We start from the raw sequence: 22,520 nt of genomic DNA, 5'->3' as shown, positions 1-22,520 counted from the left end.
GTTCCAGCATCGGCGAGCCAGGTCTTTGTTGGCTCGGATGAGCTGCCGGGATGTCCCGTCGCGCGTGCACGAATGCTTGCGGAAGCCAAAGCGGAGGCGGGAACGACGACGTTGATCTTCGTTTCGCGTCAGGATGCGTTTGGCGAAGGTCCGATGTTCGGACCCAGCCGGGCGTTCCAGCCCTAGGCGGGTTCGCTTTCGAGAGCTTCGGCGATCAGGCGTCGACTGTTGTCGATGCCGTAGAGCGCGATGAAGCTGCCCATGCGCGGACCTTGCGAGGAGCCGAGCAGGGTCTCGTACAAGGCCTGGAACCAGCCGCGCAGGCTTTCGAACGGGTGGCGCTTGCCGACTTCGAAGACGATGTTCTGGATCGCTTCGCCATCGGCGTCGGCGGGCAACTTGGCCAGCTCGTCATCGAGATCGCGTAGGGCGGTCGCTTCCGTCTCGGTCGGCGGACGCCGCTTCAACGTCGGGACGACGAAGTCGCGAGCGTAGTTGACCGCCAGCCCGATCAGCTCGTCCAGCTCCGCATGCGTGCTGGCGGAAGTCTCCGGCGCGTAACGCTGGACGAAGCGCCAGGCGGTTTCCTTGTCGTGAATGCCCGGCAGGCTGACGAGGTTGAGAAGCAGGCCGTAAGTCAGCGGCAAACTGCGCGGCCCCGGCACCTTGCCATTGTGAATATGGTGCACGGGATTGCCGAGCTTCTGCTCGATCGGTTGGTCCGCGTAGTTCCCGCGGAATTGCCAGTATTCGTCGACCGCGCGCGGGATGAGCCCGAGATGCAGGCTCTTCGCCTTCTTCGGCTCGCGATAGATGTAGAAGGCCAGGCTCGGTTCGCTGCCGTAACGCAGCCACTCGTCGAGGCTGAGGCCGTTCCCCTTCGACTTCGAGATCTTCTCGCCCTTCTCGTCGAGAAACATCTCGTAGTTGAAGCCCTCGGGCGGGCGCCCGCCAAGCACACGAGCGATCTCCGATGACTGGGTGACGCTGTCGATGAGGTCCTTGCCCGCCATTTCATAGTCGACGCCGAGCGCGACCCACCGTGCCGCCCAATCGACCTTCCACTGCAGCTTCGCCTGACCGCCGAACACGGTCTGCTCGACGCGGCCTTCCTCGTCGTCGAAGGCGATCATTCCCGCTTCGGCGTCCACCACCTCGACCGGAACCTGCAGCACGCGGCCCGAAGACGGCGAGACCGGCAGAACGGGCGAATAAGTCTGCCGCCGCTCTTCGCGGAGCGTCGGCAGCATGACCCCCATCACGCCATCCCAGTTGCGCAGCACCGAGCGGAGGATTTCGTCGAATCGGCCGATGGCATAGCACTCGGTCGCCGAGAGGAACTCGTAGTCGAAGCCGAACCGATCGAGGAAATGACGGAGCATCGCATTGTTGTGATGAGCGAAGCTCTCGTGACTTCCGAACGGGTCGGGGATCCGGGTCAGCGGCTGACCCAGATACTGCGCGAGCATTTCCTGCTCCGGCACGTTGTCCGGAACCTTGCGAAGCCCGTCCATGTCGTCGCTGAACGCGATGAGGCGCGTCGGCGCACCTCCCGTCAGTTCTTCGTAGGCGCGGCGGACGAAGGTCGTGCGCAATACTTCGTTGAAGGTCCCGATGTGCGGAAGGCCTGAGGGGCCATACCCCGTTTCGAAGATCATGGGCTCGCCGTCGGGCTTGCCATCGGGCCAGCGCTTCAGGAGCTTGCGCGCCTCCTCATAGGGCCAGGCTTTTGAGGCCATTGCGGCCGTCTGAAGCGTCTGCGCGTCCAAATCCGTTGCTCTTCTGTTCTTCCGGCGTCACTGTCTGAAGGTGGCTGCTCCTTTGCCTCTTCCCGCGCTTCACGCAACCCATGCGGGCATCTGGATTGCCGGCGGGGGAGGGCGAGCCGCGTGAGGCCAGCCGGGGCGAGGCGATCGCTCGCGCTGCGGAGAGCCCGCACATCATTCTCAATGCGCCTCTCGTCGGACAGCGGCTTGGCTATCCGGACTTGTCGGGCCTCGACATCCTGGAGCTGTTCGCCTTCGTCCATCCAGCGCGTTTCGCGGTTCCCACGGTTGCCGGCATGGCGCGCGCGGTCGGGCTGCAGCCTCCGGAAAGCGAGGCGGGTGCTGCCGGTTTGCTTCGGTCGGTTGCCGCCGCCTTGCTCGACGACCTCGAAAAGCCGGACTGGAAGGAGCGCGAGGGGCCTGGACGTCCAGCCAGTCGCTCGCGCGAATGGGTTGGACCTGGGCGCCGCTGATTGCGTCGCGGCTCGAGCGACCGGAGCGGGGCGAACGCATGCTCTTTTCCCGCCTGAAGCAGTGGGAAGAAGTCGCCGACAGGCCGCCGCCGCGAACGGTCGTTGTCGATCCTGTTCGAGCGCGCGATCGGCTGCGGGACCTGGCCGGATCGCGCTCCGAACTGCGCGCGGGTCAAGCGGCAATGGCCGAGGAAGCCGCTTCCGTGTTCGCGCCGCGCCGTCAGAAGGACGCGCCGAACATGCTGCTTGCGGAGGCCGGAACCGGGATCGGCAAGACGCTGGCCTATCTCGCCCCAGCATCCTTGTGGTCGGAGGCCGCGGGCGGGACGGTCTGGGTATCCACCTTCACGAAGGCTCTCCAGCGCCAACTGGATGCGGAGGGTCCTCGCCTGGTCGCCGATCCGGGCGAGCGGGCCCGGCGGATCGTCGTCCGCAAGGGCGAGAAAACTACCTGTGCCTGCTCAATCTGGAGGATGCCCTGCAAGGCGCCTTCGCCGGTCGCGCGGCGATCCTGGCGCAATTGGTCGGGCGCTGGGCGGCTTACTCCAAAGATGGCGACATGGTCGGCGGCGACCTTCCGGGATGGCTGCCGAGCCTGTTCCGCCGTGCCGGCGCCACGGCTTTGACCGATCGGCGCGGCGAGTGCGTCTATGCCGGCTGCCCCCACTACCGACGCTGCTTCATCGAGCGCGCCGAACGGGCAGGGCGAGAGGCGGACATCGTCATCGCCAATCATGCGCTGGTGATGATCAATGCCGCGCGGGCCCGCGAGGACGCTCCGCAACGGATCGTCTTCGACGAGGGGCATCACCTGTTCGATGCCGCCGATTCGACCTTCGCGGTCACGTTCGGCGGACAGGATGCGATCGAGATGCGGCGGTGGATCGTCGGTCCGGAAGGCAAGTCGCGCGGGCGGCGGCGCGGGCTGTCCGCCCGGCTGATGGACGTGGCAAGCTACGACGATGAAGGCGCTTCGGCACTCGACGCAGCGGTCGAAGCGGCAAGGGCCCTGCCGTCCGACGGCTGGTTGCAGCGGATCATCGAGGGGTCGCCGTTCGGCCCGGTCGAGGCGTTGCTCGGCGAGGTTCGCGGCATGGTCTATGCGCGAGCGAAGGCGCAGGACGCCGGCTATGGGCTCGAGACGGAGTTGGCGGAGCCGGACGGGGCGCTTGTCGCGGCCGCAATCAAGGCGATGGAAGGGCTGGAAGCGCTTCAGAAGCCGCTTGCGGCCCTCGGCCGTCGGCTGGAAGCCGTGCTCGAAGATGCGCCCGACTGGCTGGATTCGCAGGCGCGGGCGCGGGTCGAGGGCGCCATCAATGGCGTGTCGTGGCGGCGGGAGATCATCGCCGCCTGGGTTGCGCTTCTCGCAAGGGTCGGCGGGTCCGCGGATCCAGAGTTCGTCGACTGGCTGGCCATCGAGCGGGTCGAGGGGCGTGAATATGATGTCGCTATCCACCGCCGCTGGCTCGATCCGACGAAGCCCTTGGCGAGTGCGGTGCTGAAGCCGGCCCACGGCGTGCTCATCACGTCCGCTACCCTTCGCGGCGGCGATGGGTCGTGGGACAGGGCGGAGGCCCGGACCGGCGCTGCCCATCTCGACAGTTCCGTCGGGCGGTTCGAGGCCGATAGCCCGTTCGATTACGCCGGCTGTTCCGAGGTCCTGATCGTCACCGACGTGAAGCCCGGCGACGCCGCGGCCCTCGCGGGTGCGTACGCGAGGTTGATCGAGGCGGCGCGTGGTGGGACGCTGGGGCTGTTCACCGCAATCCAGCGCCTGAAGACCGTGCACTCGCGCATTGCGGACCGGCTGGCGCGAGCGGGCTTGCCGCTGCTGGCTCAGCACGTGGACCCGATCGACGCCGGCACTCTGGTCGATATCTTCCGCGACGATCCGCGCGCCTCGCTACTCGGAACCGATGCCTTGCGCGACGGAGTCGACGTCCCGGGAGAATCCCTGCGGCTGGTGGTGATGGAGCGCGTGCCGTGGCCCCGACCGACCGTGCTGCACGGAGCGCGGCGGATGGCGGGCGGCGGAAGCGCCTATGACGACGCCGTCGTCCGCGCCCGGCTGGCGCAGGCATTCGGACGGTTGATCCGGCGGGAGGGCGATCGCGGGACCTTCGTAATCCTGTCGGCGGCAATGCCTTCGCGCCTGCTGTCGGCGTTCCCTACGGGCGTACCCATCCGGCGGGTTCCGCTTGACGAGGCGATCGCTCATGTCGCGGCGACGGCGGCCGGCACTCACCTTCCGGCGGCCGCGCCGGAGGCTGTCGGATGAAAGCCCTATACCTGCTCCGTCATGCCAAGTCGGACTGGGGAGACTCGTCGCTCACGGATTTCGACCGGCCGCTGAACGATCGCGGTTGGCGTGCGGCGAAAGCGGTCGGTCACGAAATGCGCCAGCGAGACAGCGCCCCCGACGTGGTGTTCGTCAGCCCGGCGGTGCGAACCCGGGAAACCCTGGCGCGGGTAGTGGAAGGATTCGGCGGCAAGTTCGAAACCGTCGAGGAGCGCGCGATCTACCTTGCCGAAGCCCACAGCCTGGTGGAATTGGTCCGCCGCGCGCCGGTGGATTCCGAGCGCTTGATGATCGTCGGACACAATCCCGGTATGCATGAGCTGGCTCTGCTGCTGGCCGAGGGTCCAAGGAACCTGCGCGAAGACGTGGCGTACAAATTTCCGACCGCGGCGCTTGCCGAGATCATTTTCGACATCGAGGATTGGCGGGACCTTTCGCCGGGATCGGGCCGGATCCGGAGCTTCGTGAAGCCCCGCGATCCTTAGTCGTCGATCAAAGCGGCGAGGTGGTGACGTAGCGCCTTAAGCCGCTGGACGTCGACCTTCGGAGCTGAAGCTTCGGCCATCACCGGCGCCGGCGGCGGGGACGCTGGCTCAGGAATTGGATCCTTGCTGCGGAGCACCTTCTGCACGCCGCGGACGGTATAGCCCTCGGCGTTCAGCAGGCGATGGATGGTCCTCGCGAGCTCGACGTCGGCAGGCCGGTAATAGCGACGGTTGCCGGCGCGCTGCAGCGGCCGCAGCTGCGGGAACTTGGTCTCCCAGTACCGCAGGATATGCTGCGCAACGCCGAGCTCGGTTGAAAGCTCGCCGATGGTCTTGAAGGCGCCGGGTGCCTTTTCGCCGGTCGCCATTCCGATGTTACCGAGCGATCCTGTCGCGCATGATCTGGCTGGCGCGGAACGTCATGACTCGCCGCGGAGCAATCGCGACTTCGATCCCGGTCTTCGGATTGCGGCCGACGCGCTGGCCTTTGTCGCGCAGGATGAAGCTGCCGAATCCGGAAATCTTCACGTTCCGGCCTTCTGACAGCGAATGGCACATGTGGTGGAGGACTCGCTCGACAAGCTGGGCAGACTCGGCGCGGGACAGGCCGAGCCTGTTGTGCACGACATCCGCCAGGTCGGCGCGGGTCAACGTCCCCCCAGACCCATTTCCTTACTCATCCTTGCAATGCCGAGGTCGGCCATTTGCTTCTCCCGCTCAAAACTGCCGTTGCTCCCCTGCTAGGCAGTTACACTTGCGTAACGGAAACCCGTCCTGTCGGCAATGCGACATTCTTGGCTAATTTTCGTTAGATTTCAATACCTGAGGACCGCAGCCCCCCAAGTAAAGCCTCCTCCCATGGCTTCAAGCACAATGATGTCCCCGCGCTTGATTCGGCCATCCTTGACGGCCGTATCCAGGGCAAGCGGCACCGAAGCCGCCGACGTGTTCGCGTGCTTGTCGACCGTGACGACGACTTTCTCCGGCGGAAGACCCAGTTTCTTCGCGGTCGCGTCGAGGATTCTGGCGTTGGCCTGGTGAGGAACCAGCCAGTCGATGTCCTCACTCGTCATATTCGCGTCGGACAGGACTTCTCCGAGGACGTCGGCAAGGTTCACGACCGCGTGGCGGAAGACTTCACGGCCTTTCATCCGCACCTTGCCCACGGTGCCGGTCGTCGAAGGACCGCCGTCCACGAACAGCAGATCATTATGCCGCCCATCGGCGTGAAGCCTGGTGGCAAGGATGCCGCGATCGCCCTCCTCCGCTCGAAGCACCAGCGCGCCCGCACCGTCACCAAACAGAACACAAGTGGCGCGGTCCTCCCAATCGAGGATGCGGCTGAACGTCTCAGCGCCGATGACGAGGGCGGTGCGCCCGGTGCCGGCGCGGATCATCGCGTCCGCGACACTGACCGCGTAGAGGAAGCCGGTGCAGACCGCGTGAACGTCGAACGCCACGCAATCGTCGATGCCTAGCGCGGCCTGGACCTTGGTCGCCGATGACGGGAATGTCTGATCGGGGTGGCCGTTGCGAGGACGATGAGGTCGATTTCCGACGTTTGGATACCGGCATCCTCGAGAGCGCGCCGTGCGGCTTCGGTCGCGAGGCTCGCCGTGGTTTCGCCTTCTCCGGCGATGTAGCGGCTGCGGATCCCGCTTCGGGTGACGATCCATTCATCCGACGTGTCGACCTGCCGGGCAAGCTCCTCATTATCGACGCGGCGTTTGGGAAGTGCGGAACCGGTACCAGCAACAACGGAACGGATTGTCACTGGGCGGCCTCATTGAACGCGTGCGCGCGGAAGTTGTCGAGATCGTCGCCGATCTTCCGGATGATATCGTTGCGGACCATGCTGGCGGCGACGCCGATGGCGTTGGCCACGCCCTTGGGGTTCGCGCCGCCGTGGCTTTTCACCACCAGGCCGTTGAGACCGAGAAAGACCGCGCCATTGTGATTGTTGGGGTCGAGATGAACCTTGAGAAGGTTCAGCGCGGGCTGCGACAGCGCAAAGCCAGCCTTCGACCGCAGCGAGCTCTTGAAGGCTCGGCGCAGGAGATCGGTGACGAAGCGAGCGGTCCCCTCCGCGGTCTTCAGCGCGATATTGCCGGAGAAGCCGTCCGTGACGACGACGTCCACGTTACCGCGCGACAATTGGTCGCCTTCGGTGAAGCCATCGAACTTGAACGGCAGATAATCCGCTTCGCGAAGCAGACCTGCGGCCTCCTTGAGCTCGTCGGTGCCCTTCAGCTCCTCGGTGCCGATGTTGAGAAGTTTCACGCGCGGCTTCTGAACGCCCAGCACGGTGCGCGCATAAGCGGAGCCCATCACCGCGAACTGGACCAGGTTCTGGGCGTCGCACTCGGTGTTCGCGCCGAGGTCGAGCATCACGCAATCCTGGTCGCCGAGCGTCGGAAGTAGCGCCGCGAGAGCGGGACGGTCGATGCCGAGCAGGGTCCGAAGCGCCAGCTTGGACATTGCCATCAACGCGCCCGTATTGCCGCCTGAAACGGCGGCGTCGGCCTGGCCGTCCTTCACGGCGTTGATCGCCATTCCCATCGACGTCGTCTTCGCGCGCCGGATTGCCTGGCTCGGCTTTTCCGTCGCCGCAATGGATTCCGGGGCGTGGTAGACCGTGACGGCTTGGGTCAGACCGTCATGCTTGGCCAGTTCCTCGCGGACGATGGCCTCGTCACCGAAAAGGGCGAACTGGAGGGTCGAATCCTTGCGGCGCGCACGAGAGATCCCGGCGACGATTGCCGCCGGACCGGAGTCACCCCCATTGCATCGATCGCGATCCGCGGGCCTGCGTTCATCGCTTTAAGCCCCGCGCCTCCTTTAAGCCGTTAGGCTTCGGTCGAAACGATCTCGCGGCCGTTATAGTGGCCGCACGCCTGGCAGAGGTTATGCGGGAGCTTGAGCTCGCCGCAGTTCGGGCACTCCTGGAACGTCGTGGCCTTCAGCGCATGATGGCTGCGGCGCATGTTCCGCTTCGACGGCGAGGTTTTTCTCTTAGGGACAGCCATTCCGGCACCTTCAAAAAGCAATAAAAATTGCGACGATCTCCACCTCTTCCAGGCGGGGAGACCCCGCGGCGGCGGCCGGATCGTCGCGAACGCGGCTCCTATAGCGCAATACGAAGGGAGTGCAAGGCGGGCCGCGTGGGACTTTCATTGCAGATGCAATGCCGCCAGCTGCTCCTTGGTCAAATAATAATTGCCGTAAGCATTGAAATAGGCCGCTTCCGGCTTCCCGCCCGCAGAGCCGCTGTCGGCCACGTGTAGCATCGTCCATAGCGGTTTGCCGGTCGCCAGGTCGATCTCGATATCCCGCGCCTCATGCTTGGAGGCGATCATGGCGCGCTTTCCATCGGGACTCGGAGTGACGGTCCCACCATCGAAGTTGAAGAAGGGCAGGACCGGCCCGCTGGCGTCCGTCGGGAACACCGTCTGAGCACTTCCGTCGACGAGGTTCACGCGCAAGATTCGCGATCCGCCGAGCGATCGTGACCCGCCCTGGTTGTCGAACACGAGGACGGTGCCGTCGGGTAGGAAGCGGGCGCTATGCTGCGCGGCCGACCGTCCGACGATCATGCGCTTGATCTTGGATGAGACGGGATCGAGCAGCACGATTGCGCTCTGCTCTCTTAGAGAAATGAGGAGATCGCCGCTTGTTGCGCCCGGAATGTTTTTGGCGATTTCGGGCGTAACGATGTCGACCGAGTTAATGTGCAGCGGGTCGCAATCGTCGCGCACGCTGTAGATGAGGCCCGGATAGCCGTTGGCGACAAGGATGTCGGAGAGCATCAGCGTTCGCTCGACCGACCCGTCCGGGCGATAGATGCGCACACCTTCGTCGTAGACGATATCCGGGCACCGCAGCTCCACGGCATTGTCGCCGACGTTCTTCATCCGGCGGCGGACCTGGACCGGCGCGTAAATCCGCTCGTCCGCGCCGATGTGGATCCAGTGGTGAGCTCCGTCCAGATGCTTCCAGAGCACCTTCCCATTGGGGTCAATCCGGGCAATTCCGACTGCATAGGGATAGACGTTGGTGCCGTGGAAGGTCGCCACCAAACTGCCGTCGTGGAGCATCCCGAGGCCGATCGGGTAAAAGCTGCTCGGCTTCACGTCGCCAGAGAATTCCTTGGTGTCACTGAACAGCTCATCGAGCGGTGCCGGCCAGCTGCGCAGGATCTTCCCGGAGCGGTCGATTACGGACGCAAGGCATGGGTATTTCTGGCAGCGACCGCGATTGGGCCACCCAGTAACGAGCAAGAGCTCCGTTCCGGCAGCCGGGTCGAGTTGGTTGACGAACTTTGCAGGAGCGGGCTTGTCCTCGATCCGGTTCACGCCCGTTGGCATGGTTCGATCGATCAGGTTCAAAGCCTTCAGGGCAGACACCGCCTGGCGCATCAGGCCCTTTGGCGGGAGATCGAATTCGTTAGCGGCGAACCCGTACAGGAACGCCATCATGCAAAGCGAGATGACAAAGACGGTGAAGGACCAATCCGTCGAGCGCTTGCGCGGCTTCGACGTCCCTTTCGGAACTGTCCCATTTTCGGTCATTGTGCCTCCAGCCGGCGGCACCACCCCGCCGTCACCCTCTCTGCCGATGTGTAAGATACCTGACTTTACGCAATAGTTTACTTTCGATATGTCCCGGGCACTTCGAATTTCGACCAGTTTCCGCCTCCCAAAAGGAGCAGTGAAATGCGAGTCGCCGCATTCGTTCTAATGTGTTTGGCGCTGGCCGATCCGGCCTATGCCTATATGGGCCCGGGCGCCGGGCTGGCCTTCATTGGATCGCTGGTCGCGCTGATCGCGGCGCTCGGAATTGGAGCGCTGGGCCTGATCTGGTACCCGCTCAAGCGCCTGATCCACCTCCGGCAGGGCACCGAGACCGAGGACAAAGACGCTTCGTGATCGGCAATTATGCCGGGGCGGCGTTTGTCGTCCTCGGCTTTTCGTGGCTCTTCTTGAGACTTCAGCTCGTCGAGCGGTCCAGGCAGATCAATGGCATCGTTCGTCAGAGTGCGGCGACTGCGGCCGACCGGTCGCTAAGCGATGCCGTGAAGGGTCGAGTCTTACGAAATCACAGCCTGAGCTTGTTCGGGCTTTTTGCATCCTTGACGGTCGGCCTCGCCCTCGCGGTCGGCCTTCCTCTCCTCCTTGCCTGGGTGCTGGCGTTTACGCATGTCTGGACTTTCCACGGCGTGCTTGCAGCGACCCTGTCATGGCCGCTGCTGATCGCGGGAATCCTGCCACTGGTTGTCATTTTGCTGAGATCCACGCGTCGCCGTGAAGGCTGACTACGGGATCGTCGATCGCCTGCTTCACCGCGTCGCGCTGGGTGAGGCGACTGCGGGCGTGTTCCATGAGGTTGAGCGAGGCCGCTACCTCGAGGGCGCGCCGAAGGATGAAGGCGGCCATGTCTTCGTGACGGGTCTTGCCCGCGCGGGCACGACGATCCTGCTGCGTGAGCTCTATGCGACCGGGCAATTCGGATCGCTGCTCTATGCCGACATGCCATTCGTCCTGGCGCCGAACCTGTGGGCGGGGGTTTCGAAAGGGGCACGCAAACCCTTCGAAGCGGTCGAGCGTGGTCATGGTGATGGGATCGTCATCGACCTCGAGAGCCCGGAAGCATTCGACGAGGTGTTCTGGCGGCTCGCTTGCGGGAAGGACTACATCCGTCCCAACTGCCTTCTGCCTCACCGGCCCGACAGGAAGATGATCGCCCGCTATCGCGATTACATCCGGCTGGTCCTGCGACGCCGAAATCGAACGCGCTATCTCTCCAAGGACAACAACAACATCCTGCGGCTGGGTGCGCTGGCGGCTGCCATGCCCGACTGCAGCTTCCTCTTGGTCATTCGCGAACCGGCCGCGCACGCGAGGAGTTTATTGCGCCAGCATCTGCGAACATTGGGCGACAAGGACGCGTTTCGCCTCAATTACCTTCGCTGGCTCGTCCACCACGAATTCGGTGCTGACCATCGGCCATTCCGCTTTCCGGGAAGCCCGGATGGCGACCGGACTTCCCTGGATTATTGGCTGGCGACGTGGACGGCCTGCTACTCAGCGCTCGAAACGGTCGTTGAAACCCACGGGAATGTCCTGGTCGTGCCTTACGACCGGCTTTGCGGTGACCCGCAATCCTGGAATGCGGTCGCGAAGACGCTCGAGATCGCAGCCTCTGGCCGACAGGAAATTCGCATCGTTTCGAACGGGTGCCAGCCATTGAGCGAGACCAAGCCCAGCTCTGAGGCTCAAGCTCTGTACGAGCGCTACCTGAAACGCGGTATCGCCTGACGCGCTCACGCCGCGAGCGCGGCATCTCCGACCAGCGGATTGGTCGCCCGCTCATGGGCGAAGGTCGACATCGGGCCGTGACCCGGGACGAACGCCGTGTCGCCGCCCATCGGCCACAGGCGCTGGGTGATGGACTCAATGAGCTGCCCATGATTGCCCATCGGGAAGTCCCAGCGACCGATCGATCCCTTGAACAGTACGTCGCCGACGATCGCCAGCTTCGACTCCGGATGGTGGAAGACGACGTGGCCCGGCGTGTGGCCGGGGCAATGGCGCACATCGAACGTCAGCTCGCCGACCGTCACCGTGTCCCCGTCCTCGAGCCAGCGATCGGGCTCGAACGGCTTGCCGGTGATGCCCCAGCGCTTGCCGTCGTCGTCCAGCCGCGAGATCCAGAAGCGGTCGGCTTCGTGCGGACCTTCGATGGGAACGCCGAGCTCCTGAGCGAGAATTCCGGCCGACCCGCAATGATCGATATGGCCGTGGGTCAACAGGATCTTCTCGATCGTCACGCCATGCTGGGCCGCGGCGCCCTTCAGGCGCTCGAGATCGCCGCCGGGATCGGTGAACGTCCCGCGCATCGTCGCGGTGCACCAGATCAGCGTGCAGTTCTGCTGCAGCGGCGTGACCGGGATGATGGCGGCCTTGAGCGGCGGGTTCATCAGTCCGACTTGGCCGCTGCAGCGGCCGGGGGCAAGGTGGCGAGAGACGGGGGCACGTCCTTCATCGACGCCGAGACGGCTTCGGCCTGCCGCAAGACCCGGAGGATGTTGCCGCCCGCGAGCTTCGCCAAATCCTTGTCGTTCCAGCCGCGACGGATGAGCTCCGCGAAGATCAGCGGGTAACCGGCAACGCTGTTCATCCCCGGCGGCGACTGGTCGTAGGGAATGCCGTCGAGGTCCCCGCCAAGTCCGACGTGGTCGTGGCCGGCAACCTTGACGATATGCTCGATATGGTCGGCGATGATCCCGATTTCCGCCTTGGGTGGCGGATTGGCCTTGTCCCAGGCATCCATCGCAGCGTTTCGCTTGTCCGGCTGGCCGGTGAACAGCGACTTGAAGCGCGCTTCTTCCGCCGCACGGTTGGCGTTCCATTGGCGAAACGGCTCCGACAGATAGCCGGTGTAAAAGTTGACCATCACCACGCCGCCATTCGACGGCAGCAGAGCGAGCACCTCGTCCGGCACATTGCGCGGATGGTCTTCCAGGGCGCGGGCGTTGCTGTGGCTGAAGATCACGGGCGCCTTCGACGCGGCAATCGCATCCTTCATCGTGTCGGGCGAAACGTGGGCGAGATCGACCAGCATGCCGATCCGGTTCATTTCCTTCACGACTTCGACCCCGAACGGGCTGAGGCCGCCGTACTTGGGATCGTCGGTTGCGCTGTCCGCCCATTCGTTGGTCGCGAAGTGGGTGAGGGTCATGTAGCGTACTCCGAGCCGGTAATACTGGCGCAGGGCAGCCATCGACCCGCCGATCTGGTGCCCGCCTTCAACGCCCATGACCGAGGCGATCTTGCCCTTGCGGTGGATGCGCACGAAGTCGTCGGCGGTCGAGGCAAGCTCAAGGTCGTTGGGATAGGCCTCGACCAGGCGAGTCACGATGTCGATCTGCTCAAGCGTCTGGCGGATCGCCTCGTCGCCGTGGACGGACGCGTCGATATAGACCGACCAGAACTGTCCGCCGACGCGTCCCTGGTGAAGGCGTTCCATATCGGTCATCATCGGGTTCGGCTGGCGCTTGTCCGAACCGCTCGCGAGCCCTTCGACGCTGAACTTCCAGTTCTCGCGAACCTGCTCCGGCACGTCGTTGTGGCCATCGATCAGGGGCGTTTGCTTGAGGATCCGGTCGATCCGCTTCTGCACTGCGGGGTCGATCGTCTGCGACAATGCGGGGGTTGCAATCAGCAGCGCGGCTGCGGCGGTGAGGGCGCGGGTCGTTCGGGACATGCGCAATGTCTATCAGCGGGGCTTGTCCTCGCAACCTTGGATGTGGATGAAGGCGCCGATGACACAGCCAAGTCCGCAGCCCGACATTTCCGTCACGATGGATTTCGATCCCGAGGAAGGCATTGCGAACCTCGAGAGCCATCTTCAACACTTGAAGGAAGAGGCTGACGCCGCTGGCTTCAAGTTCGACCACCACGCTGCCCGCAACGAGCTGCAGGCGGCGACGTTCGGAAAGAGAACCGCCTCTACTGCGCGACTTGTGCTGTCACCGACAGGAGCGATGGCGATCGAGGTTCGCTCGATCTGACATTCGGGCATGGTTCCGTCGCGAGCCAGTCTTCTATTGCTTGAGCGATGCGCTTGGATGCCGCGCCATCGCCGTATGGCAAGTTGGGCGTGCTCATGGAGGCCAGGACGTCGGTCGAGTCCAGCAACGCGGACGCTGTGGCGTAGATGCGCTCCGGGTCGCGGCCGACCAGGACCGCATTGCCGCTTGAGATGCCTTCCGGGCGCTCGGTGCGATCGCGGAGGACTAGGAGCGGGATGCCGAGTGCCGGCGCTTCTTCCTGAATTCCGCCGGAGTCGCTCAGGATCAGATCGCTGTCGCGCATGAGCTGAAGGATCTCGACGTGCCCACACGGCGGCCGGAGATCGAGATTCGGGGTCCGTCCAAGAAGGCGAACCATCTCGCCCGCGACTCGTTGGTTCGGATGAAGCACGAGGGCGATTGCAACGTCGCTGCGTCTGGCGAGAGCGATGAGCGATGACGCAATGGCGGGCAGGGCCTCCCAGCTTTCGCGTCTATGACAGGTGACCAGCAGTCGCTTTCTGCATGGGTCCGTGGTCGCCGGTCGGAGACCACGAATCCGATCCAGCAAAACGTCGATTCCTGTATTCCCGGTGAGCGAGATTCGTCCCCGGACCCTTTCGCGGCGCAGGTTCGCGGCGTTCAACACCGTCGGCGCGAACAAAAGTGTTGCCATCGCATCGATCGCGATCCTGAAATCTTCTTCCGGCCACGGATCGCGACGGTCGTGGCTACGCAAGCCGGCTTCGACGTGAGCCACCGGAACCCCTGTCTGCGCAGCGCCGAGGCCTCCGCCGACCGCGCTCGACGTATCTCCCTGGACGATGACCAAGCGGATTCCATCCAAGGCTTGGCCAATGGATCGCGCGACGGTTCCCGCGTGCGCGTTTGGGTCGGGCAACCCTGCGCACGACAGCCCCACCGTCGGAAGATCGGGCATACCGTACTCTGATGCCCGCAAGTTCGGATGCTGCCCCGTGAGGATCAGGCGTGACGCAATGCCGCGCTCGATCAGCGCTTTGGCAAGGGGTGCTAGTTTAATCGCTTCGGGACGTGTGCCGACAACTAACGCAACTCGACTGTCGTACAGGCCTCCCCCTAGCTCGGCGGCCTATGTCTGGCGGTCGGCAGAGGGGCTGGCAAGTCCTAGCGGAAATTGTCCGCGTAGGCCTGAATCTTCATCTTGACCGGGGCGGCCGGGATGAGGTGGTAGGCGATGCCGCGGCTGTCGCAGAACGCGACGGCCTCGTCCTTGGTCTTGAAGGTGATGCGGACCTGCGTGTTTGTGTCACCGGAGCCGTTCCAGCCGGTCAGAGGATCCGGGCGAAGCGGCTTCTGCCGTTCGAACTCCAGAAGCCACAGTCCATTGTTGGCTTTCCCCGACTGGGTCGTGCGGCGGTCGAGCTCGGAAATGCGTGCGATCGTCATCGCCGAGCGACCTGAACCAGCACCGAGCCGAAATCAAGCGCCGCGCTGATGCACACCATTGTCGTTTGTGCTAATCGAAGCGTCCTCCCGAAGAGAGGAGGACTGCATGCATCATGTGAGAATGGCGTTGCTGGCCGCGGCGGGGATGTCGCTTGCCTTAAGTGGCTGCAAACAGGGACCGGTCGCCGAGGGGGCGGGGAATGAGGCGGAAGCTCCGGCCAACGCAGCCTCCGCCACGGATCACAGCGATCCAGTGACGAGCGCGATGTCGGCGGCGCCGGCGTCAATCGCCGGTGACGCGACGATCGTCCAAGCCGCGGCAGACGGGAAGATGACGACGCTGCGCGAAGGCAAGAACGGTTGGACCTGCATGCCGGACAGCCCGACGACGCCCGGACCCGATCCGATGTGCATGGACGCCAACGCCGCAAAATGGGCGAAGGCTTGGATGACCAAGGCCGAGCCGCCCGCGAACACCGTCGGCGTAATGTACATGATGGAAGGCGGCACGGACGCCAGCAACACCGACCCCTATGCAACCGGACCTGCGGAAGCGAAGGACTGGATCCATACCGGTCCACACATCATGATCGTGGGATCGAAAGAGGTGCTGGCAGGCTATCCCACTGGCGCCAAACCGGACACCTCAGCGCCCTATGTGATGTGGGCAGGAACGCCCTACGCGCACTTGATGGTGCCCGTGCCGGGCTCCGCTCAGTAAGCGCGGGAGATTGCGAACTCGACGGCCTCGCTGAGCGCGGACTTGGCTTTGCCGGCGGGGAATTGGGCGAGGCTGTCCAGCGCGCGTCGTCCATAGTGGCGCGCGCGCTCGACGGTTTCCGAAAGGGCATCGGTCTGGCGTAGCAGCGCGATGGCGTGCGCCAGGTCTTCGTCGGACGTGCGCTCGCCGGTGATCGCTGCGCGCCAGAACGCACGATCTTCGTCCGAGCCGCGCGCGTAGGCGAGGATGACGGGCAGAGTGACTTTACCGTCCCGGAAGTCATCACCCACGCCCTTGCCCATCACGTCCTGGTTCGCGCCGTAGTCGAGGACGTCGTCGACAAGCTGGAAGGCAATTCCGAGGTAACGGCCGTACTTTTCGAGAGCGACTTCGGCGTCGTCACTCGCTTCGGCGACAACCGGAGCGATTCGGCAGGCGGCTGCGAACAGGGCCGCGGTCTTGGCGGAAATGATGTCGAGGTACTGCTCTTCGTCCGTGTCGATCTTCCGCTGCGTGGTCAGCTGGTCGACTTCGCCCTCGGCGATGACCGCGGAGGCATGGCTGAGGATCTTGAGAACGCGAAGGCTGCCGTCCTCGACCATCAGCTCGAAAGCGCGGCTGAAGAGGAAGTCGCCGACAAGAACGCTGGCCGGGTTACCCCAGATGAGGTTCGCGGTGCGTTTTCCCCGGCGCAGGCCGGAGCCGTCGACGACATCGTCGTGGAGCAAGGTGGCGGTGTGGATGAACTCGACCGCGGCGGCGAGTTTCTGGTGCCTGTTCCCGCTATATCCGAGCAACGCCGCACAGCCGAGCGTCAGCATCGGCCGCATTCGCTTGCCGCCGCCGGCGATCAGGTGGCCCGCCAGCTCGGGGATGAGCCCGACCTTGCTCTGCATGCGGTCGAGAATGACGGCATTCACACCGTGCATGTCGTCGGCGACGAGTGCCATCAACGGATCGAGCGACGGCGCGGTCGCGGGCTTCAATTCGTGTAAGGTCGCGGTCACGGGCGCGCCCTAGCCGCTGAACAGCACATTTCCTAGCCTGCGGGGAGGCTCAGGCGGGCGAGCAGGCCGCCGAGGTCTTCGCTCTCCTCGAGCGTGATCGTCCCGCCGTAGATCTCCGCAACGTCGCGAACGATGGCGAGCCCGAGGCCGGTGCCGGGCTTGTCGGTGTCGAGACGCGCGCCGCGCTGGAACAGAGTTTCCCGCTGCTGCTTCGGGATGCCTTCGCCGTCATCCTCGATGATGATGTCGATCATCGGGGCCTGCCGCTCCACAGTGACGAAGACACGCCCGCCTCCATATTTCGCGGCGTTCTCGACGAGATTGCCGAGCATCTCATCAAGGTCCTGGCGCTCGACGCGAACCTGGGCGGTCTTGTCGCCGGCGATATCCACTGTGACCTTTTCGTAGAGGCGGTCGACCGCGCGCTGAACCGATTGCAGACTGTCCCAGACAGTCGCCCGGGCGTGCACCGAAGCGCGGCGGCCGATCGCGCGGGCACGGGCCAGGTGGTGATCGACCTGCCGCCGCATCACGATCGCTTCGCGGAACACCGTTTCCGGGAGGTCCGGCGAGCGCGCCGTGGCGGCGTTGGTGATGACCGTCAGCGGTGTCTTCAGCGCATGGGCGAGGTTGCCGGCGTGCCGCCGCGCTTCCTCCGCTTGCTCTTCGCTATGGGCAAGGAGCTGGTTGATCTCTTCGGTCAGCGGACGAACCTCGACCGGGAAATTCTCGTCGATCCGGGTCTTCGCGCCCGAGCGGATCGCAGCGACGTCCTGCCGGACGCGGCGCAGCGGCCAGAGGCCGTAGAACGTCTGGAGCGCGGCAAGGATCAGCAAGCCAATTCCGAGCGCGAAGAAGCTCCAGAACAGGGTCGAGCGCAATTGCCTGATCTGTGTGTCGATCATTTCGCGCGATTGGGCGACCTGAAATCGCCAGCGGACCTTCGACCCGGGCAAAATGACGTCGCGCTCCGAAATCCTCAGCGGCTCGCCGTCGAACTCATTACTGTTGTAGACGTGTACGTTGACGTCCTGATGCTCGTCGACAACCCGCAGGCGCCGGTCCCACAGCGACCGTGACGGGAAGGTGTCGGCGCCCGACCCGCTGACCTGGAAGTAGACCCGGAGTACGGCTCGATGAAACGCTGGTCGGCGGGTGGCCGGTTGAACCGGACTTCGCCGTCGGGCCCGATTTCGGACGCCGCGATCATGCCGTTGAGGACGTACTTCAACTGGTCGTCGAAGTTCTGGACGATGGACGCCGACAGGACGCGGTCGAGCGCGAAGCCACCCGTCAGCAGCAAGGTTGTAATCCAGAATGCGGCGACGACGATCATGCGCCGCGTCAGCGAGCCGACGGTCGAGCCTTTGCTCGTCGTCGCTACGGCCTCCCCCTCGGCCGCCGCCGTTGCCGGGCGGCTTGGTCGATCAACCCGCGGGATCCTCAAGGGTATAGCCGAGGCCGCGAATGGTCGTGATCACGTCGGCGCCCAATTTCTTGCGGATGCGGGTGACGAACACTTCGATCGTGTTCGAATCGCGGTCGAAGTCCTGGTCGTAGATGTGCTCGATCAGCTCGGTCCGACTCACCACCTTGCCCTTGTGGTGCATCAGGTAGCTGAGCAGCTTGTACTCCTGAGCGGTCAGCTTCACCGGCTCACCGGCCTTGGTGACCTTGCCCGAGCGCGTGTCGAGACGGATGTCGCCCGCGTTGAGCTCCGAGGACGCATTGCCGGACGCGCGACGGATCAACGCGCGAAGACGAGCAATCAACTCTTCGGTCTGGAACGGCTTGGCGAGGTAGTCGTCCGCGCCGGCATCGAGTCCAGCGACTTTGTCCGACCAGCTGTCGCGTGCGGTCAGGACCAGCACCGGCATCCGGCGACCTTCCTTCCGCCAACGGTCGAGCACGGTCAGGCCATCGACCTCAGGAAGCCCAAGATCGAGGATCACGGCGTCGTACGCTTCGGTTGAACCCAAATAGTGACCATCCTCGCCATCGGTCGCGAGATCTACGGCGTAACCGGCCCCCTCAAGGGTCGAACGCAACTGGCGCCCGAGGTTGGGCTCGTCTTCGACGATCAAGACACGCATTTGCGATGTTCCCCTAGAAACTTTGTCGAAGCCTCAAACCAACGCGAAGCTGAACGGTTGCTTTAGCGGAATGAACTGGGGAGACGCGCACAAAAGTCAATGTGCAGCCGAAACGGCTTAGGGCCTGGACTTGCCCTTGATGCGGCCGGTCGCGGCGTCGACATCGACCCAGATGACCCGTCCGTCCTTGACGAACTTCAGGCGGTAGGTGTCGCCATTGAACTCGGGACCGAGATAGTCGGCGCCGCCCATGAAGGGCATGACTCGGCGTTCGATGCTGGGAAGCGGCATGGCGCGGCCCTGGCGCGCCGCATCGAACGCGCGATCGGCATCGCGCGGCGGATCCGCTAGCGCGGGCGTCGCAATCAGGCCTGCGCCAAGCGCGGCCAGAGCAAGGTTACGAAACAGGCTCATGGCTTTTCTCTTGGGACGCGTTCTAACAGAAACCATTGAATGCCTTATGAATGGTCCTGAACAGAGCCGTTAAGCTCGCGAACCTGCCGTAAATTTCCCGTTTACGCCAGACTTGACGGTGAATGGCGGGTTCAAGGGAGCATGCGTCTCAGCCCGACGGGTGACGGCGCGGAATATCCAACCTATCTGGCCGCGCATGGTAGCGGCGACACTCAGTTACGAAGATCTCGGACTCGTTCAGGGCGAAGGCTGGCTGTTCCGTCACCTGGACGTCCATATTCGTCCACGCGACCGGCTGGCGCTGATCGGCCGCAACGGCGCTGGCAAGACCACGCTGCTCAAGTGCCTTGCCGACCTGATCGAGACCGACGAGGGGCGGCGAACGATCGTGCCGGGTAGCAAGGTCGTCCTGCTGGAGCAGGATCCCGACATGAGCGGGCACGCTACGCTGCTCGACTGGATCCTGTCCGGCCCCGGCGCTCCGGAGCCACATGAGGTGGCGGCGATCGCGGACCAGATCGCTCTCGACCTGTCCCGGCCCGTCGCGACCGCGAGCGGGGGCGAACGGAGGCGCGCCGCGATCACGCGCGCGCTTGCGCAGGACCCGGACATCCTCTTTCTCGACGAGCCGACCAACCACCTCGACCTTGGCGGCATCGAGTGGCTGGAGGACTGGCTCAACCGTTACACCGGTGCGTTCATCGTCATCAGCCACGATCGCACGTTCCTGACTCGCCTGACCAAGAGCTGCCTGTGGCTCGATCGCGGCCACCTGCGGCGCGCCGAGATCGGCTTCGGCGGCTTCGAGGCGTGGATGGAAAAGGCCTACGAAGAAGAAGCGCGGGCGGCCGAGAAGCTGGATGCCAAGTTGGCCATCGAGCTTCGCTGGCTCGAGCGCGGAGTCACCGCTCGCCGCCGCCGAAACCAGGGGCGCCTTGCCAAGCTGCAGGACATGCGCGCGCAGCGTGCGGCCATGATCGGTGGTCCAGGCACCGCAAAGCTCGCGGTCGCCAAGGACGACGTTCGCTCGAAGGCGGTGATCGATTCCGACCGTGTGTCCAAGAGCTACGGCGACCGCCAGATCATCCGCGACTTTACCTTGCGCATCCAGCGCGGCGACCGGATCGGCATCGTCGGTCCGAACGGAGCAGGGAAGACCACCCTTCTCAGGCTGCTTACCGGCGAGCTTCAGCCGGACGAGGGCACGGTCGAGCGGGCGAAGACGCTGTCGGGTATCGTCATCGACCAGCAACGCAAGCTGATGGACCCGGCGAAGCGAGTGCGCGACGTCCTTGCCGAGGGTGGCGACTGGATCGACGTCCGAGGCGTGAAGAAGCACATCAAGGGTTACCTCAAGGAATTCCTCTTCTCGCCCGAGCTGACGGAGGCCCCTGTGGGGTCGTTGTCGGGCGGCGAGAGATCGCGGCTGTTGCTGGCGCGCGAATTTGCACGCGAAGCCAATTTGCTTGTGCTGGACGAGCCAACCAACGATCTCGACCTGGAGACACTCGACCTGCTGCAGGAAGTGATCGCCGACTACGAAGGAACCGTCCTGATCGTGAGTCACGACCGCGACTTCCTTGACCGGACCGTGACGGTGACGCTCGGTCTCGATGGGTCCGGCCGAGTGGACGTCGTGGCGGGCGGCTACGAGGACTGGGCGAAGCGGCGACGGCCTAGCGCTCCTGCGAAGTCAGGATTGCAGCCTAGGGTCACAAGAGAAGAACCCACTGGACCCCTGCCTTCGCAGGGGACCAGGAAGCTTAGCTACAAGGACCAGCGCGATCTCGACCGGCTGCCCGGCGAGATTGAGCACATGGAAGCGGAGATCGCGGCGGTCGAGGACGTGCTTGCCGACCCCGACCTCTACACCCGCGATCCGAAGAAATTCGGAGAGCTGTCAGACCGCGCCGCCAAGCTCCGAGCTGACCGGAACGCTGCGGAAGAACGCTGGCTCGAAGTCGCCGAAATGGCGGAAGCGCTGTCTTCCTAGCCGACCGCTGCGCCGAACAGGCGGCCGACGCCGGCAGTCACCGCCATCGCTGCAGCTCCCCAGAAGCCCACCCGCATGATCGATGGAGCAAGCGGCGCTCCGCCCGCTTTGGCGCCCAGTGCCCCGAGTCCTGCCAGGCAGACGAGCGACACGGCCGCCACCGCCGGTACGAGGAGGTGCATCGGAGCCAGGATGACGACGATCAATGGCGCCGCCGCGCCCGCCGTGAACGTCAGCGCGGAAGCGAACGCGGCCTGAAGCGGGCGGGCGGCCATGGTTTCGCTCAAGCCAAGTTCGTCGCGCGCATGTGCGCCCAACGCGTCGTGAGCCATCATCTGGTCGGCGACGGCTTCGGCCGTTTGGCGGTCGACTCCGCGATCCTCGTAGATTCGGACCAGTTCCTCGCGCTCGAGCTCAGGGACCTGTTCGAGCTCCGCCTTTTCCCGCTCAAGGTCGGCTTTCTCCGTATCGGCTTGCGAGCTGACCGAGACATACTCGCCGGCTGCCATCGACATCGCGCCGGCGAACAATGAGGCGACGCCAGCGATAAGAACGGATGACCGGCTTGCATCGGCAGCGGCGACGCCGACGACCAGGCTTGCTGTCGAAACGATGCCGTCATTGGCGCCGAGCACCGCGGCGCGAAGCCATCCGATCCGTGACGACGCGTGGCGCTCGGAATGGAGTCTACTCATGCCACGACCGTAACCGGCTTGGGCAGGACGGCAATAAGTGGCTTCACGGATGCGCGTCAGAAAGCGCTTTCGCGCCGCGAACGACGGTGCAATGCTCTCTTGCAAACGAGGGGAGCATCATGGTGAAGCGCGTCGCTGGGATCTTGGCGGTCATCCTTTTGAGCATGCCGGCGGTCGCCGCCGCAAAGGAGAAGCCGGAGTCGCGCGTCCAGGAATTGCTGACGTGCCAGGCGATCACGGCAAACGAAGAACGGCTTGCCTGCTACGACCGGGCGATGGGGTCCCTGAAGCAGGCGCTGAGCCAAGGCACCATGGTCCTGAAGGAGAAGAAGGTTCCGCTGGCCATGGAAGGCGTGGTCAAGGCATCCGGCTATTGGGGCGGAAGCAGCGCGTGGGTGCTGCTAGACAATGGCGATCGCTGGTCGATCCAGCCGTCGAAGTCGCGGCGAGAGCCGCCGCCGCCGGGAACGGAGGTCAAGCTCAAGCGAACCCTGATGGGTACGTACTGGATGTCGGGAAAGAAACTTCCCGAGACCGAGGCGGAGTTCCTCGGCCACGAGGGATAAGCGGGGGCGGA

At 64.4% G+C, this 22,520-nt stretch carries 21 protein-coding genes and 4 pseudogenes; 9 read left to right on the top strand and 16 right to left on the bottom strand.

Annotated elements, in window-relative coordinates:
- Positions 1-182: 182 nt before the first annotated feature.
- Positions 183-1,739 (bottom strand): lysine--tRNA ligase, encoded by a 1,557-nt coding sequence (locus H9L15_RS04440; RefSeq protein ID WP_187715788.1) that lies wholly within the window; start codon positions 1,737-1,739, stop codon positions 183-185.
- Positions 1,740-1,809: 70 nt separating this feature from the next.
- Here H9L15_RS04440 and H9L15_RS04435 point away from each other — a divergent pair.
- A pseudogene (locus H9L15_RS04435) lies at positions 1,810-4,517 on the top strand (ATP-dependent DNA helicase).
- Positions 4,514-5,023 carry a SixA phosphatase family protein gene (locus tag H9L15_RS04430; protein ID WP_187715307.1) on the top strand — a complete coding sequence of 170 codons (510 nt, stop codon included), beginning with the start codon at positions 4,514-4,516 and terminating at the stop codon, positions 5,021-5,023. The pseudogene H9L15_RS04435 and the gene H9L15_RS04430 overlap by 4 nt, the downstream one beginning before the upstream one ends.
- On the opposite strand, the gene H9L15_RS04425 is transcribed toward H9L15_RS04430, so the two are convergent.
- The 6 genes and pseudogenes from H9L15_RS04425 to H9L15_RS04400 form a co-directional block, all read right to left on the bottom strand.
- Complete coding sequence (locus tag H9L15_RS04425; RefSeq protein ID WP_187715306.1) at positions 5,020-5,391, bottom strand: MerR family transcriptional regulator; 372 nt, start codon at positions 5,389-5,391, stop codon at positions 5,020-5,022. The genes H9L15_RS04430 and H9L15_RS04425 overlap by 4 nt on opposite strands.
- Positions 5,392-5,398: 7 nt before the next feature.
- Positions 5,399-5,674, bottom strand: a complete 276-nt coding sequence (locus H9L15_RS04420; RefSeq protein WP_187715305.1) for an integration host factor subunit alpha — start codon at positions 5,672-5,674, stop codon at positions 5,399-5,401.
- A gap of 164 nt (positions 5,675-5,838) precedes the next feature.
- A pseudogene (locus tag H9L15_RS04415) lies at positions 5,839-6,797 on the bottom strand (beta-ketoacyl-ACP synthase III).
- Positions 6,794-7,839 (bottom strand): annotated as a pseudogene (plsX, locus tag H9L15_RS04410) (phosphate acyltransferase PlsX). The pseudogenes H9L15_RS04415 and plsX overlap by 4 nt, the downstream one beginning before the upstream one ends.
- A gap of 30 nt (positions 7,840-7,869) precedes the next feature.
- Entirely contained in the window at positions 7,870-8,049 is a 180-nt protein-coding gene (gene rpmF, locus H9L15_RS04405) for a 50S ribosomal protein L32 (protein WP_187708782.1), read from the bottom strand.
- Between the two features lie 144 nt (positions 8,050-8,193).
- Positions 8,194-9,591, bottom strand: coding sequence for an arylsulfotransferase family protein (locus H9L15_RS04400; protein ID WP_187715304.1), 1,398 nt, complete (start codon positions 9,589-9,591; stop codon positions 8,194-8,196).
- 144 nt (positions 9,592-9,735) lie between these two features.
- Between H9L15_RS04400 and H9L15_RS04395 the strand changes: the two genes are divergently transcribed.
- From H9L15_RS04395 to H9L15_RS04385, 3 genes are read left to right on the top strand one after another with little or no spacing between them, the layout of a single operon-like run.
- A complete protein-coding gene (locus H9L15_RS04395; protein ID WP_187715303.1) occupies positions 9,736-9,948 on the top strand; it encodes a hypothetical protein in 213 nt (70 codons plus the stop codon).
- Positions 9,945-10,334, top strand: coding sequence for a hypothetical protein (locus H9L15_RS04390; protein ID WP_187715302.1), 390 nt, complete (start codon positions 9,945-9,947; stop codon positions 10,332-10,334). Before H9L15_RS04395 ends, H9L15_RS04390 begins: the two co-directional genes overlap by 4 nt.
- Positions 10,324-11,337: a sulfotransferase gene (locus H9L15_RS04385; protein ID WP_187715301.1), complete on the top strand. Its 1,014-nt coding sequence runs from the start codon at positions 10,324-10,326 to the stop codon at positions 11,335-11,337. Before H9L15_RS04390 ends, H9L15_RS04385 begins: the two co-directional genes overlap by 11 nt.
- A 5-nt stretch (positions 11,338-11,342) precedes the next feature.
- Here the strand turns inward: H9L15_RS04385 and H9L15_RS04380 are convergent, their stop codons facing one another.
- On the bottom strand, positions 11,343-12,002 hold the full coding sequence (locus H9L15_RS04380; RefSeq protein WP_317617633.1) for an MBL fold metallo-hydrolase: 660 nt from the start codon (positions 12,000-12,002) through the stop codon (positions 11,343-11,345).
- Entirely contained in the window at positions 11,999-13,285 is a 1,287-nt protein-coding gene (locus tag H9L15_RS04375) for a dipeptidase (protein ID WP_187715299.1), read from the bottom strand. The genes H9L15_RS04380 and H9L15_RS04375 overlap by 4 nt, the downstream gene beginning before the upstream one ends.
- 22 nt (positions 13,286-13,307) lie before the next feature.
- Here H9L15_RS04375 and H9L15_RS04370 point away from each other — a divergent pair, with 22 nt between their 5' ends.
- Positions 13,308-13,592, top strand: coding sequence for an aminotransferase class IV (locus H9L15_RS04370; protein WP_223276499.1), 285 nt, complete (start codon positions 13,308-13,310; stop codon positions 13,590-13,592).
- Here H9L15_RS04370 and wecB read toward each other — a convergent pair.
- Both wecB and H9L15_RS04360 read right to left on the bottom strand, forming a co-directional pair.
- Positions 13,531-14,634, bottom strand: coding sequence for a non-hydrolyzing UDP-N-acetylglucosamine 2-epimerase (gene wecB / locus H9L15_RS04365; RefSeq protein WP_262984955.1), 1,104 nt, complete (start codon positions 14,632-14,634; stop codon positions 13,531-13,533). The two genes, H9L15_RS04370 and wecB, sit on opposite strands and share 62 nt — an antisense overlap.
- A gap of 104 nt (positions 14,635-14,738) precedes the next feature.
- Positions 14,739-15,020, bottom strand: coding sequence for an NADH dehydrogenase ubiquinone Fe-S protein 4 (locus H9L15_RS04360; RefSeq protein ID WP_187715297.1), 282 nt, complete (start codon positions 15,018-15,020; stop codon positions 14,739-14,741).
- A gap of 106 nt (positions 15,021-15,126) precedes the next feature.
- Between H9L15_RS04360 and H9L15_RS04355 the strand changes: the two genes are divergently transcribed.
- Positions 15,127-15,741: a hypothetical protein gene (locus H9L15_RS04355; RefSeq protein ID WP_223276498.1), complete on the top strand. Its 615-nt coding sequence runs from the start codon at positions 15,127-15,129 to the stop codon at positions 15,739-15,741.
- Here H9L15_RS04355 and H9L15_RS04350 read toward each other — a convergent pair.
- The 4 genes and pseudogenes from H9L15_RS04350 to H9L15_RS04335 form a co-directional block, all read right to left on the bottom strand.
- Entirely contained in the window at positions 15,735-16,691 is a 957-nt protein-coding gene (locus tag H9L15_RS04350) for a polyprenyl synthetase family protein (RefSeq protein WP_187715784.1), read from the bottom strand. The two genes, H9L15_RS04355 and H9L15_RS04350, sit on opposite strands and share 7 nt — an antisense overlap.
- 89 nt (positions 16,692-16,780) lie before the next feature.
- A pseudogene (locus tag H9L15_RS04345) lies at positions 16,781-18,084 on the bottom strand (ATP-binding protein).
- A 91-nt stretch (positions 18,085-18,175) separates the two neighbouring features.
- Positions 18,176-18,841, bottom strand: coding sequence for a response regulator transcription factor (locus H9L15_RS04340; RefSeq protein ID WP_187715296.1), 666 nt, complete (start codon positions 18,839-18,841; stop codon positions 18,176-18,178).
- Between the two features lie 117 nt (positions 18,842-18,958).
- Positions 18,959-19,255 carry a hypothetical protein gene (locus H9L15_RS04335; RefSeq protein ID WP_187715295.1) on the bottom strand — a complete coding sequence of 99 codons (297 nt, stop codon included), beginning with the start codon at positions 19,253-19,255 and terminating at the stop codon, positions 18,959-18,961.
- 196 nt (positions 19,256-19,451) lie between these two features.
- Between H9L15_RS04335 and H9L15_RS04330 the strand changes: the two genes are divergently transcribed.
- Positions 19,452-21,248 carry an ABC-F family ATP-binding cassette domain-containing protein gene (locus H9L15_RS04330; RefSeq protein ID WP_187715294.1) on the top strand — a complete coding sequence of 599 codons (1,797 nt, stop codon included), beginning with the start codon at positions 19,452-19,454 and terminating at the stop codon, positions 21,246-21,248.
- On the opposite strand, the gene H9L15_RS04325 is transcribed toward H9L15_RS04330, so the two are convergent.
- On the bottom strand, positions 21,245-21,943 hold the full coding sequence (locus H9L15_RS04325; RefSeq protein WP_187715293.1) for a VIT1/CCC1 transporter family protein: 699 nt from the start codon (positions 21,941-21,943) through the stop codon (positions 21,245-21,247). The two genes, H9L15_RS04330 and H9L15_RS04325, sit on opposite strands and share 4 nt — an antisense overlap.
- A gap of 122 nt (positions 21,944-22,065) precedes the next feature.
- Here H9L15_RS04325 and H9L15_RS04320 point away from each other — a divergent pair, with 122 nt between their 5' ends.
- The gene (locus H9L15_RS04320) at positions 22,066-22,509 is read left to right on the top strand and encodes a hypothetical protein (RefSeq protein WP_187715292.1); all 444 of its coding nucleotides are present in this window, start codon (positions 22,066-22,068) and stop codon (positions 22,507-22,509) included.
- The last annotated feature ends 11 nt before the right edge of the window (positions 22,510-22,520 follow it).

The sequence above is a fragment of the Sphingomonas daechungensis genome (assembly GCF_014489495.1).
GTDB classification, from domain to species: Bacteria; Pseudomonadota; Alphaproteobacteria; order Sphingomonadales; family Sphingomonadaceae; genus Sphingomicrobium; species Sphingomicrobium daechungense.
Note: the sequence above shows the minus strand (reverse complement) of the source record. Positions and strands in the feature narration are given on the sequence as shown.

What these genes read in the sequence shown, in the direction of transcription:
- H9L15_RS04440 (WP_187715788.1), bottom strand. Translation starts at nt 1,739, where the DNA reads ATGGCCTCAAAAGCCTGGCCCTATGAGGAGGCGCGCAAGCTCCTGAAG.
- H9L15_RS04375 (WP_187715299.1), bottom strand. Translation starts at nt 13,285, where the DNA reads ATGTCCCGAACGACCCGCGCCCTCACCGCCGCAGCCGCGCTGCTGATT.
- H9L15_RS04355 (WP_223276498.1), top strand. Translation starts at nt 15,127, where the DNA reads ATGCATCATGTGAGAATGGCGTTGCTGGCCGCGGCGGGGATGTCGCTT.
- H9L15_RS04350 (WP_187715784.1), bottom strand. Translation starts at nt 16,691, where the DNA reads ATGGCACTCGTCGCCGACGACATGCACGGTGTGAATGCCGTCATTCTC.
- H9L15_RS04430 (WP_187715307.1), top strand. Translation starts at nt 4,514, where the DNA reads ATGAAAGCCCTATACCTGCTCCGTCATGCCAAGTCGGACTGGGGAGAC.
- H9L15_RS04425 (WP_187715306.1), bottom strand. Translation starts at nt 5,391, where the DNA reads ATGGCGACCGGCGAAAAGGCACCCGGCGCCTTCAAGACCATCGGCGAG.
- H9L15_RS04340 (WP_187715296.1), bottom strand. Translation starts at nt 18,841, where the DNA reads ATGCGTGTCTTGATCGTCGAAGACGAGCCCAACCTCGGGCGCCAGTTG.
- rpmF (WP_187708782.1), bottom strand. Translation starts at nt 8,049, where the DNA reads ATGGCTGTCCCTAAGAGAAAAACCTCGCCGTCGAAGCGGAACATGCGC.
- H9L15_RS04400 (WP_187715304.1), bottom strand. Translation starts at nt 9,591, where the DNA reads ATGACCGAAAATGGGACAGTTCCGAAAGGGACGTCGAAGCCGCGCAAG.
- H9L15_RS04360 (WP_187715297.1), bottom strand. Translation starts at nt 15,020, where the DNA reads ATGACGATCGCACGCATTTCCGAGCTCGACCGCCGCACGACCCAGTCG.
- H9L15_RS04395 (WP_187715303.1), top strand. Translation starts at nt 9,736, where the DNA reads ATGCGAGTCGCCGCATTCGTTCTAATGTGTTTGGCGCTGGCCGATCCG.
- H9L15_RS04330 (WP_187715294.1), top strand. Translation starts at nt 19,452, where the DNA reads ATGGTAGCGGCGACACTCAGTTACGAAGATCTCGGACTCGTTCAGGGC.
- H9L15_RS04335 (WP_187715295.1), bottom strand. Translation starts at nt 19,255, where the DNA reads ATGAGCCTGTTTCGTAACCTTGCTCTGGCCGCGCTTGGCGCAGGCCTG.
- H9L15_RS04325 (WP_187715293.1), bottom strand. Translation starts at nt 21,943, where the DNA reads ATGAGTAGACTCCATTCCGAGCGCCACGCGTCGTCACGGATCGGATGG.